Source organism: Bacillus sp. 103mf (assembly GCF_900116295.1).
GTDB lineage: Bacteria > Bacillota > Bacilli > Bacillales > Bacillaceae_G > Bacillus_A > Bacillus_A bruguierae.
Window position 1 is genome coordinate 23,744 of sequence record NZ_FPAF01000014.1, and the last position, 18,357, is coordinate 42,100.

18 protein-coding genes are annotated in these 18,357 nt (G+C 36.5%); 14 read left to right on the top strand and 4 right to left on the bottom strand.

Features of this window, described 5'->3' with window-relative positions:
- Positions 1-136 precede the first annotated feature (136 nt).
- A complete protein-coding gene (locus tag BM350_RS21185; protein WP_090916884.1) occupies positions 137-334 on the bottom strand; it encodes a hypothetical protein in 198 nt (65 codons plus the stop codon).
- 128 nt (positions 335-462) lie between these two features.
- On the bottom strand, positions 463-1,512 hold the full coding sequence (locus tag BM350_RS21190) for an NAD(P)/FAD-dependent oxidoreductase (protein WP_090916886.1): 1,050 nt from the start codon (positions 1,510-1,512) through the stop codon (positions 463-465).
- Between the two features lie 335 nt (positions 1,513-1,847).
- On the opposite strand from BM350_RS21190, the gene BM350_RS21200 reads away from it, so the two are divergent.
- From BM350_RS21200 to BM350_RS21210, 3 genes are read left to right on the top strand one after another with little or no spacing between them, the layout of a single operon-like run.
- Positions 1,848-2,771 (top strand): iron-hydroxamate ABC transporter substrate-binding protein, encoded by a 924-nt coding sequence (locus BM350_RS21200; RefSeq protein WP_090916887.1) that lies wholly within the window; start codon positions 1,848-1,850, stop codon positions 2,769-2,771.
- Positions 2,772-2,819: 48 nt separating this feature from the next.
- On the top strand, positions 2,820-3,854 hold the full coding sequence (locus BM350_RS21205; protein ID WP_090916889.1) for a FecCD family ABC transporter permease: 1,035 nt from the start codon (positions 2,820-2,822) through the stop codon (positions 3,852-3,854).
- On the top strand, positions 3,854-4,858 hold the full coding sequence (locus tag BM350_RS21210) for a FecCD family ABC transporter permease (protein ID WP_090917005.1): 1,005 nt from the start codon (positions 3,854-3,856) through the stop codon (positions 4,856-4,858). The genes BM350_RS21205 and BM350_RS21210 overlap by 1 nt, the downstream gene beginning before the upstream one ends.
- Before the next feature lie 221 nt (positions 4,859-5,079).
- Here BM350_RS21210 and BM350_RS21215 read toward each other — a convergent pair whose 3' ends face one another.
- The gene (locus BM350_RS21215) at positions 5,080-5,496 is read right to left on the bottom strand and encodes a pyridoxamine 5'-phosphate oxidase family protein (protein ID WP_090916891.1); all 417 of its coding nucleotides are present in this window, start codon (positions 5,494-5,496) and stop codon (positions 5,080-5,082) included.
- A 177-nt stretch (positions 5,497-5,673) separates the two neighbouring features.
- Between BM350_RS21215 and cax the strand changes: the two genes are divergently transcribed.
- Together cax and BM350_RS21225 are read left to right on the top strand one after the other, a co-directional pair.
- Complete coding sequence (gene cax / locus BM350_RS21220; protein WP_139207693.1) at positions 5,674-6,729, top strand: calcium/proton exchanger; 1,056 nt, start codon at positions 5,674-5,676, stop codon at positions 6,727-6,729.
- A 72-nt stretch (positions 6,730-6,801) separates the two neighbouring features.
- The gene (locus BM350_RS21225) at positions 6,802-7,599 is read left to right on the top strand and encodes a YfkD famly protein (RefSeq protein ID WP_090916895.1); all 798 of its coding nucleotides are present in this window, start codon (positions 6,802-6,804) and stop codon (positions 7,597-7,599) included.
- A gap of 47 nt (positions 7,600-7,646) precedes the next feature.
- Here the strand turns inward: BM350_RS21225 and yfkAB are convergent, their stop codons facing one another.
- A complete protein-coding gene (yfkAB, locus tag BM350_RS21230) occupies positions 7,647-8,774 on the bottom strand; it encodes a radical SAM/CxCxxxxC motif protein YfkAB (protein ID WP_090916896.1) in 1,128 nt (375 codons plus the stop codon).
- A gap of 312 nt (positions 8,775-9,086) precedes the next feature.
- On the opposite strand from yfkAB, the gene BM350_RS21235 reads away from it, so the two are divergent.
- The 9 genes from BM350_RS21235 to BM350_RS21275 all read left to right on the top strand — a co-directional run bounded on the left by BM350_RS21235 (position 9,087) and on the right by BM350_RS21275 (position 18,274).
- Positions 9,087-9,269, top strand: a complete 183-nt coding sequence (locus tag BM350_RS21235; RefSeq protein ID WP_020061169.1) for an SE1561 family protein — start codon at positions 9,087-9,089, stop codon at positions 9,267-9,269.
- A gap of 97 nt (positions 9,270-9,366) precedes the next feature.
- The gene (locus tag BM350_RS21240; protein ID WP_090916898.1) at positions 9,367-9,819 is read left to right on the top strand and encodes a hypothetical protein; all 453 of its coding nucleotides are present in this window, start codon (positions 9,367-9,369) and stop codon (positions 9,817-9,819) included.
- Positions 9,800-10,681 carry a tetratricopeptide repeat protein gene (locus BM350_RS21245; RefSeq protein WP_090916899.1) on the top strand — a complete coding sequence of 294 codons (882 nt, stop codon included), beginning with the start codon at positions 9,800-9,802 and terminating at the stop codon, positions 10,679-10,681. Before BM350_RS21240 ends, BM350_RS21245 begins: the two co-directional genes overlap by 20 nt.
- 11 nt (positions 10,682-10,692) lie before the next feature.
- The gene (locus BM350_RS21250; RefSeq protein ID WP_348272214.1) at positions 10,693-11,952 is read left to right on the top strand and encodes an ATP-binding protein; all 1,260 of its coding nucleotides are present in this window, start codon (positions 10,693-10,695) and stop codon (positions 11,950-11,952) included.
- A 111-nt stretch (positions 11,953-12,063) separates the two neighbouring features.
- Complete coding sequence (locus BM350_RS21255; protein WP_090916903.1) at positions 12,064-13,590, top strand: fumarate hydratase; 1,527 nt, start codon at positions 12,064-12,066, stop codon at positions 13,588-13,590.
- Positions 13,591-13,858: 268 nt separating this feature from the next.
- A complete protein-coding gene (gene pdaA, locus BM350_RS21260; RefSeq protein WP_090916905.1) occupies positions 13,859-14,641 on the top strand; it encodes a delta-lactam-biosynthetic de-N-acetylase in 783 nt (260 codons plus the stop codon).
- 58 nt (positions 14,642-14,699) lie between these two features.
- Positions 14,700-15,563, top strand: a complete 864-nt coding sequence (locus tag BM350_RS21265; protein WP_090916907.1) for a DNA-3-methyladenine glycosylase family protein — start codon at positions 14,700-14,702, stop codon at positions 15,561-15,563.
- 10 nt (positions 15,564-15,573) lie between these two features.
- Complete coding sequence (gene rlmD / locus BM350_RS21270; RefSeq protein ID WP_090916909.1) at positions 15,574-16,959, top strand: 23S rRNA (uracil(1939)-C(5))-methyltransferase RlmD; 1,386 nt, start codon at positions 15,574-15,576, stop codon at positions 16,957-16,959.
- Positions 16,960-17,230: 271 nt separating this feature from the next.
- The gene (locus tag BM350_RS21275) at positions 17,231-18,274 is read left to right on the top strand and encodes an ADP-ribosylglycohydrolase family protein (RefSeq protein ID WP_090916911.1); all 1,044 of its coding nucleotides are present in this window, start codon (positions 17,231-17,233) and stop codon (positions 18,272-18,274) included.
- Positions 18,275-18,357: the final 83 nt, after the last annotated feature.

Consider the following 18,357-nt stretch of genomic DNA (forward strand, 5'->3'; position numbering starts at 1 on the left):
ATCTGTTTTAATACAGTTTATTTAAGTTAGTACTATTATATAACAGAATCTTTAGAAAGTTCCACCATTTTCAATTTTTTTTGGATAAGAACTTTTCGACAAAACAGGACCTCGCAAAATATTAAGTATATATGTATTAGAGAAGTAAGGTAAGAATGCGTTGTTTCTTACGATACGGTGTAATACGAGAGATACCAGTTTTTTTATAGTTTTCTTGCTTACTTAATAAAAACTCATCATTTACTTCAGCATGATTGTTAAGCTGATTTTTTCTTTCCTCAGGAAGGTATTTTACAATATAACCTAACTCCACTTGTAGAAACATTGAAAACATTTCTTCTTTCCTAAACATCGTTATTTTCAGTCAAATACACCTAACAAACTCATACCATAATCTCAGTTCCATCTATTTTTGTGCGCAAAGAAAATATAAAAAAGCATCCGTTATTTCACGAATGCATTTTATCTCATCATTTGCTTAATAAGTTCCCGGTTACGTTGTTTAAAAACATCATTATGGGAAGAAACCATGCCATATTCACTTGCATCCGGCTGAATAAATTGTTTTGCTTTATTCACGGCGTTCCCAGCATCTTGAAAAGCACCAGCGATTAAATGCAATTTACCCTCGTGTTTTAAAATATCTCCCGCAGCATATAACCCTTCTATGGAAGATTCACTATTTGCATTACCTGCAATAAAGTAATCATCTATTATTTCAATATTTAGTTCACTATTCTTCAATAATGTCATATCACGTTCGTATCCATGATTAATAATGACTTCATCAATTGGTAAATATGAAACTTCTCCTGTTTCATGATTTGTTAATTCCACACGCTCAATTGCTTTATGATTATCACCTGCAATTAACTTTGTAATTGTTGTATGCAAGAAGCATGTTGCAGAGCTATTCATAAGTTGTGTCACTTGTGCTTCATGACCAGACAAAGTATCTTTTCTATATGTTAAATACACTTTTTTTGCGATCGGCTCCAGTTCATTGGCCCAATCGATTGCAGAATTGCCTCCGCCTGAAACAATGACCGTTTTATCCTGAAAATGTTTTAAAGATTTTACAGTATAATTTAAATTCGATACTTCGAATCTTTCAGCACCTGCAATTGCTAATTTTTGTGGCTTTAATATTCCGCTCCCTGTTGCTACAATAACAGTCTTTGAAAAATGTCTTTCTCCAGAGGATGTCTTTAACACAAAGATTCCCTCTTCATTGCGAGTTATCGATTCTACTTTTTCATTTAATACTACTTCTGGATGGAATGTTAATCCTTGCTCTACAAGTTGATTAATTAACTTAGCCCCCATAACTGGTGGCAATCCTCCAATATCCCAAATCATTTTTTCTGGATAGACATGTATCTTTCCACCTAATTGTGGCTGAAATTCAATAATCTTCGTTTTCATTTCTCTTAATCCACTATAAAACGCTGAATAAAGCCCTGCAGGTCCACCCCCAATCACAGTTACATCAAATAATTCCTCTTGATTCATTCGCGCTCACTCCTCAGTTTTTAATGTATATTGATTATCATTCTCAATAAAATATAACCTGTTTCGATTAGATTTACAATCCAAATTACTATTGACAATATAAAAAGATAAAATTATATTATTAAGTGATTGAAATTGATAATCATTTTCAATTTGTAAACTATTAACAAAATCGGAGGGAATATAACGTTTCATTGACTTATAAATCATTCAATTACTTTTATTGCAATAAATCTCGATAGCAAGATTTGTAAGCCCAATGTAGAACGAATTGTGAGATATCATCCTGTTAGAAAGCTATATATTACGTTCATTTTATAAAAAGGAGAAGAAGAATGAAAAAATTATTCATTTCACTTACAGTTCTATTTGTACTTGTTATGAGTGCTTGTAGCAAAGGATCAACAGATAAGAAAAACGATTCAAGTGCAAAGGGAAGTAAATCAGAAACAATTACATACCAATCTGAAAATGGTAAAGTTGAAGTCCCTGCAAATCCCAAACGTGTCGTTGTATTATCATCATTCGCAGGTAACGTAATGTCTTTAGGTGTAAATCTTGTTGGGGTAGATTCATGGTCCAAACAAAATCCACGTTTTCAAGAGAAATTAAAAGATGTTGCTGAAGTGTCAGATGAAAATATCGAAAAAATTATTGAATTAAATCCAGACTTAATTATTGGTTTATCTAATATCAAAAACGTTGATAAGTTAAAGAAAATTGCTCCAACTGTTACATTCACATACGGAAAAGTAGATTACTTAACTCAACATTTAGAAATCGGTAAATTACTAAATAAAGAAAAAGAAGCAAAAACTTGGGTGGACGATTTCAAGAAACGTGCACAAGCAGCAGGGAAAGATATTAAAGCAAAAATTGGAGAAGACGCAACTGTTTCTGTTATTGAAAACTTTAACAAGCAAATTTATGTATACGGCGAGAACTGGGGCCGTGGAACAGAAATTCTTTATCAAGAAATGAAATTAAAAATGCCTGAAAAAGTAAAAGAAAAAGCATTAGAACCAGGTTATTATGCATTATCTACTGAGGTTCTACCTGAGTATGCTGGGGATTACTTAATTGTAAGTAAAAATAAAGATACTGATAACTCATTCCAAGAAACAGAACCATACAAAAACATCCCAGCTGTGAAAAATAATAGAGCATTCGAAGTAAACATGATGGAATTCTACTTTAATGATCCACTTACATTAGATTTCCAACTAGACTTCTTCAAGAAAAGCTTTCTTGGTCAATAATATAACAATGAGGAATTCTTATTTTAAGAATTCCTCTTCCTTTATTCTATGAAAAGAAAAGATGTGAAACGAATGACAAAAAACAAGCTACGTTCAGCCTCCTTTACGTATAAATTTATTTTAGGAATCATTGCGTTTTTCCTTATTTTTATAATCGCGATGTTGTTTGGTGCGGCAGATACAACTGTAAAGGATGTATGGTTAGCGCTTACTTCTTCAGCTAAAGGAGAAAAGCCTTCCCTGATCCGTGAACTACGCTTACCACGTGAAGTTGCAGCTATTTTTGTTGGGGCTGGTCTCGCTGTTTCTGGTGCAATTATGCAAGGACTAACCCGCAATCCACTTGCTGATCCAGGTCTACTTGGTCTAACTGGTGGTGCTAACGCTGCACTTGCTATTACCATTGCTTTTGTACCCTCTGTAAATTATTTTTATATGATGATTGCCTGCTTTATTGGAGCAGCAATCGGTGCAATTATGGTTTTGGGCATTGGGTTGATTCGAAAGGGAGGGCTTTCTCCCTTTCGAATCGTCCTTGCTGGATCGGCAGTTTCAGCATTCTTAGTTGCGGTTTCAGAAGGCATTGGGATTTACTTCAAGATTTCGCAAGACGTATCTATGTGGACAGCAGGAGGTGTAATTGGAACAACATGGAGCCAGTTACAAATCATTATTCCAGTTATTTCAGTAAGTATATTCATTGCCATTTTATTTTCAAAGAAATTGACGATTCTAAGTCTAAGCGAAGAAGTTGCAATTGGACTTGGTCAAAAAATCATCGTCATTAAAACCGTTCTTTTTATTGTTATCATTTTGCTTGCAGGTGCCTCTGTTGCACTTGTTGGAAACATGGCATTCGTAGGTTTAATGGTGCCCCATATGGTACGACCAATCGTCGGGCCAGACTATCGCTTTGTTATCCCGATGTCTGCCATTGTTGGCGCTTCTTTTATGCTATTGGCTGACACAATCGGACGTACAATGAATGCTCCATATGAAACACCACTTGTTGCCATTGTTGCCATTGTAGGTCTACCATTCTTCCTATTTATTGTACGTAAAGGAGGAAGAACATTTTCATGATTCAACAATCAATTTTAAAAAAACAACGACTCATTATAATGGCTTTACTTATACTTATTATCGCAACAATCACAGTCAGTATGGGATTAGGAGCTGCTTCACTCTCCTACGATAGGCTGCTTCCAACATTATTTGGACAAGGAACATTTAAAGAAGAATTTGTTTTATTCTCTCTTAGATTGCCTAGAATTACAATTACACTATTAGCTGGCATGGCACTTGCCTTATCAGGGGCTATATTACAAGGGATTACTCGAAACGATTTAGCTGAACCTGGAATTATCGGTATTAATTCAGGAGCAGGTGTAGCGATTGCGATTTTCTTTTTGTATTTTCCAATTGATGCAGGTTCATTTGTATACTTACTACCAGTTGTTGGATTTATGGGGGCTTTTATTACGGTTTGCCTGATTTATGTCTTTTCATATAAAAAAGCTACGGGACTTCAGCCGATAAATTTAACATTAACGGGGATTGGATTCTCATTCGCACTCTCAGGAACAATGATTGTAATTATCTCCTCTGCTGAACGTACCAAAGTAGATTTTATCGCAAAATGGATTGCCGGAAATATTTGGGGAGATGATTGGGTCTTTGTATTAGCTATCCTTCCATGGTTAGCTATACTGATCCCGTTCACATTATATAAGGTAAACCGTCTAAACATTCTTGCCTTAAACGAACCTGTAGCGATTGGCGTTGGGATCGAAATTGAAAAAGAACGCCGCTCCCTATTACTAGCAGCCGTTGCATTAGCTGCCGCTGCAGTTTCAGTTACAGGGGGAATCGCCTTTATCGGGCTTATGGCCTCGCACATTGCAAAATCTTTAGTTGGGCCAAGACATCAAATGTTTGTCCCTGTAGCCATTCTGATCGGTGGATGGCTATTATTACTTGCAGATACAATTGGTCGGCATATTGTAGAACCAAGTGGAATTCCTGCAGGTATTATGGTTGCTTTTATTGGTGCTCCTTATTTTATGTATTTGTTACTAAAAAAGTAGAAAAGGCCTTGAGAATTTCCTTTCTCAAGGCTTTTTCTATTTCTTATTATTGACCATATCCTTCAAACTATATTTAAAATCTAACGAAGTCTTGTTTTGTTCGTTATCCCGCTATTCGTGGGCAGTAAAGGGTGGGGAAGCACGGGGAAAAACTGCCCGTAAAAGCCCGATTGGGCGGGCTTTCCATCAGCGAGAAAAGCGTCACTGATGGAAGTTTCACTTTATAGACGTAAAAATTCTGGTTGTGTTGTACCAGCACTATCAATGTAATAAATGGTATCAGGATTGATTTTTATTAACACGTAATTTGGATCTTCAGGACCAAGCAACCAACGTTTTAAACTATTTGTCCAAAATTTATTTTTTAACGTACTGTCTTCTTCAATAGAAGCAATGCCTTCTATTTCAAGATATTCTTCTTCCCAGTGTTTTCCCTCGCGACCAAGTAAAACATGAACATTTGCATTTTGTTCGATATCTGTTATTTTTTTTGATTGCCGATCTGTTGCAGCGTACAATACGAAATCTTCATGAAAAAACATCATAAAGCAGCTATACGGTTTGTTGTCACGAATGGTTGCGAGGACACCAATTTGTTGATTTTGGATAATATTTGCTATTTTTTCTTTTAGATGCATTTGTTTATGCTCCTTTCGAGTGTCTCATACTTAACATTCATATTTTTTGCTCGTTCTTACTTTTTTCTTCAATGCTCTTTTTTAAACGTAATAATGATAAAAATTGGGTAAATTAGAAGAAGAATAATGATAGAATAAAAAATGATTGATTGATAAAGAAATGGAAGGATGAAAAGGATGTTCAATAAGATTTTTTTAATTGTTGCGGTAATCGGTGTGCCTCTTTCTGTTCTTGGTAACACAATGCATTGGCCACAAACAATTATGTTTGCTGTATATTGCGTTACAATTATTGCACTGGCCGGTTTTATGGGGAGAGCAACGGAAAGTTTGGCGGTTGTGTCAGGCCCCCGTATAGGCGGATTGTTAAACGCAACATTTGGTAACGCAGTTGAACTTATTATTTCTATTTTTGCATTGCAAGCTGGGTTAACGGAAGTAGTACTCGCTTCGCTAACAGGTTCTGTTCTCGGGAATTTATTGTTAGTTGGTGGACTTTCCTTTTTTGTAGGTGGTCTGAAGTATAAACGTCAAACCTTTAATGTATATGACGCGAGGCATAATTCGTCTTTATTAATTTTTGCGGTTGTCGTTGCTTTTGTCATTCCAGAAATATTTTCAATGAACATGAACGTAGAAAAAACGTTCCAACTTAGCGTCGGCATTGCTATTATTATGATTGTTTTATATTTAGCGGCATTGTTTTTCAAACTTGTTACGCACCGCGGCGTATATCAGCATAAAGAAGAAGAAGTAGAGCATGATGAAGAGCCGGAATGGTCAAAAGGAAAAGCGTTACTTATTTTAGCGATTGCAACAGTAGCAGTTGCCTATGTATCAGAGGCACTTGTACATACAATTGAAACAGTTGCTAAGACATTTGGCTGGAGTGAATTATTTATCGGGATTATCATTGTGGCGATTGTCGGAAATGCAGCAGAGCATGCATCGGCTATAGTTATGGCTTATAAAAATAAAGTTAATATTGCTGTTGAAATTGCAGTTGGTTCAACATTACAAATTGCCATGTTTGTTGCGCCTGTACTCGTCATTATTTCTATGTTCTTTGCGGTAAATATGCCTCTTGTATTCACGATTCCAGAATTGGTAGCAATGATTACGGCTGTATTTTTGACAATTGCCATATCAAATGATGGCGATACAAACTGGTTTGAAGGTTTAACATTACTTGCCGCTTATCTCATTATGGGAATCGGTTTCTACTTATTATAAAAAGTTTGGATAACAATAGAGAGCAGGGAAAAGAATATAACCGTATAGTCCCATTAGGAAGGAGCTTTACGGATGAAACGAGTGTGCAATATTTATATCACCATTATGTTCTCGTTTATCTTTTTATTTCCTTGTAGTAGTTTTGCGAAGACAGAATTGAATGTGAAAGTTCCGCCATCTGTTTTAAACGTTTCCAAAGAAAATACGTATCCAAATCCAACAGAGGACCTGCCGCGCTTACAACCGAGTGAATTAGCAAAAACGTTGCTTGAGACATCGCCGATAAAGATTGAAAATCCGGATTTAATTCGAATGTTTAATGAAACATCTATTTCAAATGCACCACTTGCAGTTGGATATCGCGCGAAAATTTATTTAGGACAATGGCCTTTAAATTATGAATCGATTGAAACAACAATGAACTGGGAATACAGGCAAGTCAATCGGAATGTTCATGATAATCGCGGTGGACAGGGATTTTATCCACTTCGCTATAAACAAGAAGCACAAAAATTAGTAGAAGGTGGGCTTACTTCTTACATTAAGGATGCAGAAGATGTGAAGAAGATGATGCTGTTAAAAGCGATGGAAAAAGTACGTTTACCTCTTTCGTTTAAAACAATCATTGGTTATGGAACCCAGCATGAACGAGTATATAATATTAGTTCGAAACAACTTGGATATTTATATGCGTATACGCCAGCAGTTAACGAAAAAGGAAAAGTAACATTTGGCGAAGTATATCTTGTCTTAAAAGGGAATCAGCGAAAATTGATGATTAAAAATATCACATCACAAGGAATTGGAGCATCCATACCAATTCAAGATCATCTTTCCTTTAAGTTTATTTCGTCTCCTGATCCAAGGTAAAGGTTCATACAAAAAACGTCAGCATGATAGTACGCTGACGTTTTTTCTTATAACGTGATGCTTGCTTGTTTCGTTAAGAAATTTTCTGTTGGATAATAACTATTTTTCACAAGAATGTTTGGTCCAAGGCATTTTACAGCTGGACAATGACAGCTTAATTCTTTTGCTGTTTGTGAGGAGCTCCATTTTTCATAAGCTTCTTGCAGTGTATTTGTTTGAACATTTCCAAGCATTGGAACGTCACCGAAATCTGTAACGATAATACTGCCGTCAAAAATATTTACATTTAAACGAGAACGACCGTCGGGGTCATTACGTACTGTTACATTTTTACTTGTATGCAGCTTTTTGAATATTTCTAAATCGCGTTCGTCGTTGCTACATGCATAGAATGGCAATGTTCCAAATAGCATCCATACATTTTCATCGCGAATATCAAGAAGGTGTGAAATGGCATTCAAAATTTCATCTTTCGTTAAAATTTCAAGATTGCTAGCAAAATCACTTGGATACATTGGATGTACTTCATGACGTTTACAGCCCATCTCTTCAACGATTTGACGGTGAATATGTTCAATATGCGGAAGTGTACGTTTATTGAGCATTGTTTCAGCAGAAACAAGAACACCTGCTTCTGATAAGGCTTTACTATTTGAAATCATCCGTTCAAATAATTTGGCACGTTGTTCATATGACGGTTTGCGCTCCATCATCGCAAATCCGCCCTCAACAAAATCATCAATCGTTCCCCAGTTATGAGAAATATGTAAAACATCGAGATAAGGAATAATTTGTTCGTAACGGGCTAAATCTATAGTTAGGTTAGAGTTAATTTGGGTACGAACGCCTCGTTCGTGAGCATATTTTAAGAGCGGTGTTACATAGTTATCAACAGATTTTTTGGAAAGCATCGGTTCGCCGCCTGTAATGCTTAAAGAACGTAGATGTGGAACTTCATCTAATCGTTGTAATAATAAATCAAGCGGAAGTGGATTTGGATCTTTTGGCTGTAATGTATAACCAACAGCACAATGTTCGCAGCGCATATTGCATAATGTTGTCGTTGTAAATTCAACGTTTGTTAATAATAATTTGCCATACTCTTCAAGGTCCATATAAGCTTCCCATGGATCATAAGAAGGAGTAATCGGCTTCATTTTTTGTGATGTATCCATTTATGAAATACTCCTTTGACTATTGAAATAACAATTTGTCCATCCTCTATGATAGAAGAAGATTGCTTTTTAATAAAGTGAAACTTCCAGCAGTGGGAAGTTTTTTCATCCCTCGTCTATCTTTTTTGTTCTTTCTTCATCATAAGATGATGGAGTTTACTGTCATTAAATGGCCGGATAAACCATTTTACTAAAATTTCATGACCGCGATAATCGCTTTTGCTGTATAATGAAATAAAGATTCAACAAGTACACAAATGAGTATGCTAGATAGGAAATTAGGATAACTCGAATAAAAAGGAGAGAGCACCTATGGGAAATGCTACTTACGATAAGGATTCACAATTAGTATATTTGAAAGAACGTTTAAATATGTTTATAGAGGTTATTGATACAATTGAACCAGAAGACGTGGAACTAGAAGATGTAGATCGCCTTCTTGAAATGTTAGATGATATTGAGTTTAAGTGTGAGCAATTTAAAAAGAGTGAGTAATCAGAAGTCGACAACAAAGGTTGTCGACTTTTTTATTTTCACTGTAAATAGGATGAAAATATACTTTATAATGTGAATATGGAAAAGGAGGAATTATATGTCATATCATTTGATGGAACCTATATTACAAGGAAAACAAGCAAGAGAAACAAAAACGTATAATATTTATAACTTTTTTGTTATTGGATTTATTTTTGGGATTATTCCGATTATGATTTTAGGAACTTGCAATGCGATTTGGTTAAAAGAGTCCAAAAAGAAAATATACATACTTCTTATGATAGGAATAATGACTTTATTAGCAATGTTCATCTGTGCGGCTCTAATTGGCGATATATATGTGCTAAAGATTGCTTCTCGAATAGCTGCTGTAGTCGTAACAGGTGTGTATGTATATGCGCTGCGGGAACGGTTTCGAATTCATAATTTAGTAAATGAAAATGTAGAGTCGTTACGTCGGATAGGTTTAATCATTGGAATAGTTGGTATCATTGCCCAAGCGGCATTGATAGCAGGAGGGGAGATGCTCCATGTCAACTTCACAAAGTGAAACGATGTTGTGGCAAGAAGCGTTGCATTATTACGAGATTGGTCATATTGAAACAGCGCAGCAGAAATTGGAAAAATTGCTTTCTCATAATCCGCAGCATGCGGAAGGATTGTACTTTTTGGGATGTTGCTATGCAGATTTAGAACAATATGATGAAGCAAAAGAGCTTTGCTTATCAGCTTTGCAACATGGTTATAATCCAGAAGAAGTGTACTATACACTTGGACATATATATACAAATACGAATGAACTTGAAAAAGCGGAGCAAAGTTTTTTGAATGTCCTGTATTCAGACCCTTCCGATGCGCAAGCGATGGCAAAATATGCATTTATTTTATTAAAAACAGGTCATATTGAAAAAGCTAAGCAACTTATACAAGAAGCAGTAGAAGTTAATCCGAACCATCCTACCGTTCGCCATTATCAATTTATTTTATTACTCGCAATAGGAACGAAACAAGAAATAGAGGAATCTTTAAAAGATAATTATTATGTATCAGATAACGAGGTAAATTTTTTAGTGAAGTTAGGACTCCATGCAGCATCAAGGAAAAGGTATAGAGAAGCATACAAATATTACCGACAAGCGTTCTTGTTGGCGCCAAATAATAAAGATTTACTTGAAATTTTAGAAGAAGCAGAAGAGCTGATTCATCCAATTTTCTTTCCAAATGTTCTCATCGATAAAATAGGTGGTCCGCTTATCTTTTGGGCAATAGGTTTTGGAACGATGTTCTTATTAGCTACGTTACATTCGGACGTTATACTGAGAGCTGGACTTTTATTTTATATTATCATTTGTATATGGAGTTGGTTATCTACACCGATGTACAAGTTATATAAAAAAATAAAAAGATCATGACGGGAGAGCGTATGATGAATAAAATAGATGTGTTAAAACAAGTGGTAGAACAAGATAAAGAGAATGGATTAATTTGGTATTTGTTAGGAGTAGAGTTTAAAGAACAGGGCGAGATAGCGAATGCGCTGCAAGCTTTATCGAAAGCCCTTCAGTATGGCGATCAAGAATGGAAGGATAAAGTTGCTGCTGAACTTGCAGCTTTATCACAGGCGCTTACAAATCCGAAAGAAGCAATACATGTAACAGAAGAGGCTAGCCATTTTGAAAAAAACGAGCATTACGTAGTAGAGCCATCTCCGGAAAAAGAAAAACAGTTACATACAGCTTATGTAAATGAAAACGCGGAAGAAAATGTGATTCCGATGAACGTGCTTCAAGGCGGGAGAAGCAAACAAAAACATGAACAAGATCAGATTACATTTAAAGATGTCGGCGGTTTGCATGATGTGAAAAAAGCGATCCAAATGAAAATTATTAAACCGTTTACTTCACCGGGATTATTTGAACGGTTTAAGAAAAAAGTAGGCGGCGGTATTTTATTATACGGTCCTCCTGGCTGCGGTAAAACATATATTGCAAAAGCAACTGCAGGAGAATGTGGAGCGCATTTTGCGACGATGAGCATTACCGATATTCTTGACCCATATGTTGGTGTAAGTGAACAAAATGTACGGGAAATTTTCCGATATGCTCGTTCTAAAAAGCCATGTATTTTATTTCTAGATGAAATGGATGCGCTTGGGTTTAACCGGAGCAAAGCATCAGGGCATCCGACACTAAGAACAGTTATAGATCAATTGTTAACAGAAATCGAAGGTATTGATACGAATACAGATAAACTATTGTTAATTGGTGCGACAAATATGCCGTGGGATATTGATCCTGCATTTAAAAGACCAGGTCGCTTTGACAAAATGATTTTTGTTTCACCGCCCGATTTAGAAGCACGGAGTAGTATTTTTAAGATTAAGTTGGCGGGAAAACCGATTTCAACAATAGATTACGATTTGCTAGCGAAAGAAACAGAACTCTATTCTGGTGCTGATATTGAGAATGTAGTGGAGCTAGCTTTAGAAAATGTTTTAGAAGAAATTATGACAACTGGCATAGAGCGAACCATTACAATGAAGGATTTAACAGATGCCATAGTAGAAACAAAGCCATCTACGTTAGAGTGGTTCCGTACAATTAAAAATTACATTAAATATGCAAATGAAAGCGGGGCGTATGATGATGTACAAGCATATTTAAGAAAATACAAAAAAATATAATCCCATTAAGACGCTATTGAAAATAGAAGGAATAGAAAAAAAAGAGTATAATCATATTGTGAAATTTTGAAATGCGTTTTGGTAGCGTTCACAATTGAGGGGGAAGTAATTATGAAAAAGCTTCAAGAAAGCATGTATAAACTAATTGTTGAAACGTCAACAAATTTACCGAAAGATGTTCGACGTGTGATTCAACAAGCGAAAGAACGAGAAAGTGCAGGAACTCGTTCAGCGATGGCGCTTGGCACAATTACAAATAATATTAAAATGGCAGATGATAATATTTCGCCAATTTGCCAAGATACAGGGATGCCAACTTTTAAAGTGTACACACCAGTTGGTGTAAACCAATTACACATTAAAGAAGCAATTTACAAAGCGATTGAACAGGCGACGAAAGATGGGAAGCTTCGTCCGAACTCTGTAGATTCTCTGTTTGGTGATAACAGCGGAAATAACTTAGGACCAGGAACACCTGTTATTAAGTTTGAACAATGGGAAAAAGATTATATCGATGCACGTCTTATTTTAAAAGGCGGTGGCTGTGAAAATAAAAATATTCAATACAGCTTACCTTGTGAACTTGAAGGGCTAGGACGAGCTGGTCGCGATTTAGAAGGAATCCGTAAATGCCTTCTTCATGCGGTATATCAAGCACAAGGTCAAGGATGTAGTGCTGGCGTAATTGGCGTCGGTATCGGAGGAGATCGCACGTCAGGCTATGAGCTTGCGAAAAACCAATTGTTCCGTGCGTTAGATGATGAAAATCCAATTACAGAATTGAAGCAACTTGAAGATTATATTATGGAAAATGCGAATAAGCTTGGTATTGGAACGATGGGATTTGGCGGCGAAACATCATTACTTGGCTGTAAAATTGGCGTATATAACCGTCTTCCAGCTAGCTTCTATGTTTCTGTTGCGTATAACTGCTGGGCATATCGCCGCCTAGGTGTAACGATTCACCCAGAATCAGGTGAAATTATTGATTGGTTATACCAAGAAGGTGAAGATACGCTAAAACATGAGGAAACAAACGAAGAAGCAAATACGCAACGTGAAATCGTCTTACAGGCTCCAATTACAGAGGAACAAATTCGTGAGCTTCGCGTTGGTGACGTTGTAACGATTAACGGTATGATGTATACGGGCCGCGATGCAATTCATAAACATTTAATGGATAACGACTGTCCAGTTGATTTAAATGGGCAAGTTATTTATCACTGTGGACCAGTTGTTGTAAAAGATGAGAATGACAATTGGAACATTAAAGCGGCAGGACCAACAACAAGTATTCGTGAAGAACCGTACCAAGGCGATATTATGAAGAAATTTGGTATTCGCGCTGTTATTGGTAAAGGCGGTATGGGTGCGAAAACATTGGCAGCACTAAATGAACATGGCGGTGTATATTTAAATGCAATTGGCGGTGCGGCGCAGTACTACGCAGAGTGCATTAAAGAAGTAAAAGATGTTGATTTCTTACAATTCGGTATTCCAGAAGCAATGTGGCATTTACGTGTAGAAGGATTTAAAGCAGTTGTAACAATGGATTCTCATGGTAATAGCTTACATGCTGATGTAGATAAATCATCTTTAGAGAAGTTAGCAACGTTTAAAGGACCAGTTTTTAAATAAGAATGAGGAGCTGACGTTTGTCAGCTCTTTTTTGTGCGTTCTGCATGCCGAAGGTTGTCGAAGAGTCTTTATTTTGTGTCGAACCGCCGATAAATTTAAAAAAACGGTCGATATATTATGAAAATCGCCGATATATTGCAAAGAATGGTCGATATATTGATTCAGCTACTTGCTTTGTATTGGCATAAATGGAAAAACGTGTTCGGCATGAAACAAATTAGAGACACAGAAACTACAAGTACGATTCTATGTGAAAAGGAGCTTATAAATGAAGCGTAATTGGTTATATATTGGCATTCTCTTTTCAATTATGATGGTACTTGTTCCAGCTTCTGTGCTTGCTTATGTAAATACACCAAATCATTGGGGAATTCCACGTGCGAAGAATGAAACTCCTCCGGATGCTGGTCAGAAATTTACAGGGCTACTGCAGAAAAATGGAGGATTTTATTTAGGGGATACAAAGAAAAAAGATATTTATTTAACGTTTGATAATGGATATGAAAATGGCTTTACGGGAAAAATTCTCGATGTGTTAAAAGAAAAGAAAGTACCGGCAACGTTTTTTGTGACAGGACACTATATTAAAACTCAAGAAGATTTATTAAAACGAATGGTAAACGAAGGACATATTGTTGGAAACCATTCACAGACTCATCCAGATTTTACAACGGTAAACGACGCAAAGCTTCGTGAAGAATTGCAAGTTGTAACAGATGAAATTAAAAAGGTAACAGGACAAAAAGAAGTACTATATGTTCGGCCGCCGCGCGGAATTTTTAGTGAACGTACATTAGCACTGGCAAAAGATATGGGCTATTATAATGTCTTTTGGTCACTTGCTTTTCTCGATTGGAAAGTGGATCAGCAAAGAGGATGGCAGTATGCTCATAATAACGTAATGAATATGATTCACCCTGGAGCGATTATTTTATTGCATTCTGTTTCGAAGGATAACACAGAAGCACTTGCGAAAATTATTGATGATTTGCGCGCGAAGGGGTATCATTTTAAAAGCTTGGATGATTTAGTAAAAAGCAATCAACCGTAAGCATGTATGCTTGCGGTTTTCTCATGCTATAATGATGTGTAAAAAGGATGAGGAATGTATGTGGAGCGAACAAATTACGTTAGACTATCCATATCGTTTTGAAGAAGTATTAAAACGTTTATCTTTTGACCCGTTAAATATAATTCATTTAGAAGATAAAACAATTCATGTTCCGCTTACCATAGATGGAGAACAAATTGTTGTCCGTGTACAAGGGAAGGGGACAACCGAAAAGCCGCAATTTTGGATTTCTAGTCAAAGCGATAAACAAGACGAAATTATGAAGCGTATTTCTTCTATTTTTCAATGGAATCAACCTTTTCATGAGATCGGGCATCATTTTTTAAACACATCATTACGGCCGCTTTTTGAAACATTTGCATATACTCCAATTATTTTAGAGTTCGATTATTTTGCTTGCCTTCTTCGTTGTATTATTCATCAACAAGTTCATTTGAAATTTGCGACAAAACTTACAGAACAATTTGTGAAAACATATGGCACAGAAAGAAAAGGAGTATTCTTTTTTCCGATACCTGAACAAGTAGCGAATATTACAGTAGAAGAATTGAGAAATCAAAAATTTAGTCAGCGGAAAGCAGAATATATGATTGGGCTTGCGAAACATATTGTGGATGGTAAGTTAAACTTAGAAGAGTTAGAGGGAAAAACAGACGAAGAAGTTGCAGCAATGCTATTACCAATACGAGGTATTGGAGCGTGGACTGTACAAAACTTCTTACTGTTTGCTCTTGGACGTCAAAATATGTTTCCAAAAGCAGATATCGGGATTCAACGTGCGCTTCAACAGTTATTTCAGTTAGAACAAAAGCCAGATGACATATTTTTAGAACGAATGAAACAAGAGTGTGAACCATATTGCAGCTATGCATCATTATATTTATGGAAAAGTATAGAGTAGAGGTGTAACAATGATACAAAAACAACATGAGAGTAAGTTAGAAGTTGGTCAAACGTTTCCTTTGACAATTAAACGTCTTGGGATTAACGGAGAAGGCGTAGGTTACTTTAAAAGGCAAGTTGTCTTCATTCCAGGGGCGCTTCCAGGAGAAGAAGTTGTTGCAGAAACAACGAAAATTGGGCGTGGTTTTGCAGAAGCAAAAGTGAAAAAAATTCGTAAAGCTTCGCCGCATCGTATAAAACCGCCATGCCCTGTATATGATAAATGCGGTGGTTGCCAGCTTCAGCATTTAGGTTACCAAGAACAATTAAATCAAAAACGTGATATTGTTGTACAGGCATTTGAGAAGTATATGAATGGAAGTATGGAAGCTGTGATTCATCCAACACTTGGAATGGAAGACCCATGGCATTATCGTAATAAAAGTCAATTACAAGTGGGGCGGAAAGACGAAAAGGTTATTGCGGGACTATATGAGCAAAACTCACACCGCTTAATTGATATTGCTCATTGTATGATTCAACATAAAGCAACGAACGAAGCTACAAAAGTTGTCAAACGTATTTTAGAAAAGCTAAATATTTCAATTTATAACGAACGTAAAGGAAAAGGTCTTGTACGTACAATTGTGACACGTGCAGCTGTTCAAACAGGGGAAGTACAGGTTACATTAATTACAACAAAAGACGAATTTCCAAATAAAGAGCAATTTATTACAGAAATGCAAAAACAAATGCCATCTGTAAAATCGATTATGCAAAACGTTAATGGTCGTAAAACATCTGTTATCTTCGGTGATAAAACATTCCGCTTAGCTGGAAAAGAAGTGATTCAAGAAACGCTTGGTGATTTATCATTTGAATTATCTGCACGCGCATTCTTCCAGTTAAATCCTGAGCAAACAGTTGTTTTATATAACGAGGCGAAAAAAGCAGCTGCTTTAACAGGAAAAGAAAAAGTCGTAGATGCTTATTGCGGCGTTGGTACAATCGGACTTTGGCTTGCAAAAGATGCAGCAGAAGTACGGGGTATGGATGTGATCCCAGAAGCGATTGAAGATGCGAAGAAAAATGCGAAGCGTCACGGTTTCACAAATACAAAGTACGAGGCTGGAAAAGCGGAACAATGGCTACCAAAATGGGTAAAAGAAGGCTGGCGTCCAGATGTCATCGTTGTTGACCCGCCGCGTACAGGTTGTGATGATAAATTACTCGAAACGATTTTAAAAGTAAAACCGGAAAAGGTTGTATATGTGTCTTGTAACCCGTCATCATTAGCACGCGATGTGAAAACATTAATGAAGAGTTATGAAGTGGAGTATGTACAGCCAGTTGATATGTTCCCGCATACGGCGCATGTGGAGAATGTTGTGAAGCTTGTTAGAAAAAGTAGCTAACTAAAATAAATTTTTTGCTCTTTTCGTTGAAGTAAAAAAGGATAATTCCTTCTGTTTTTTCCATCAAACTGGCGCTCTGTCGGTGCAATGAATTTAATTAAAAGGGCTGTTAGGAACTTAAATATTTACAGAGAAAGAAGCTAATCATCTATTATATGTAGAAGATTGGCTTTTTCCTCTAGATATGCTAAATTCCCTATTTGAACAATGAATCAATTTCTTCTCGACCATCACATGAGTGAGAAATTCAAAAACTAGAAAAGGAGTTACTATGAGAAATATAAAAGATTTATTTATAGCTTCCTTGCTCGGTGGTGCTATCGGTGATGCTCTTGGTTATACTGTGGAGTTTATGACACTAGATAAAATTAAATCCAAGTTTGGGGAGCATGGAATAACAGGGTTAAAGTCAGATAAAGTGACTGGTAGAGCTCTTATATCTGATGATACACAGATGACCTTATTTACCGCAGACGGAATGATATGGGCATACCAGCGTTGTAGCGAGAGAGGCATTGGATCTTTTGCTGGGAGCGGCATTTATCAATCCTACCTTCGTTGGTACTATACACAGACTGGAAAAACGCCGACTGATGATGATAAGTTTTGGTTGGAACCACAGCCACATGAAGAAAGAAATAGTATTTTAGATTATAAGGAATTGTTCTCTAAAAGGGCACCAGGACATAGCTGCTTAATGGCTCTTGGAAGTGGGAAAATGGGAACAGTGAAACAGCCAATCAATAATAGTAAAGGCTGTGGAGGAGTAATGCGTATTGCACCAGTGGGTTTGTTTCTTCATAGAGAACCGGAATATGCATTTCGAACTGGAGCTGAAGTTGCGGCAATCACTCATGGGCATCCTACAGGATATCTTGCAGCAGGAGCACTTGCCGTTATTATTGCGGAACTTATAAATGGAAAAAGCGTTATTGAAAGTATAATGACTGCAATTGATATACTTAAAACGCATAAAGGCTGTGAGGAAACTTTAAATGCAATAGAAAAGGCCATAGAGCTTACCAAAGGTGATGAAGACCCCCAACGAGCCATTCAAAAATTAGGTGAAGGCTGGATTGCAGAAGAAGCATTAGCCATTGCTTTATATTGCGCGTTAAAGACATCTACTGTTAAAGAAGCTCTCATTATGTCCGTCAATCATGATGGTGATAGTGATTCTACAGGAGCAATTTGTGGTAACATTCTCGGTGCAGCTTATGGCATAGCCGCTTTGCCAAAGGAATGGATCAACAATCTTGAGTTAAAAGATTTGATAGCAGATATGGGAAGTAAATTGTTTGATATGTCAAATTAGGTAGATTTTTGTTGTAGTTGAATATAAGCATATAACTGTTCTTCCACCCCGCACAGGAGAAGTACGGAACATAAATAATAAAA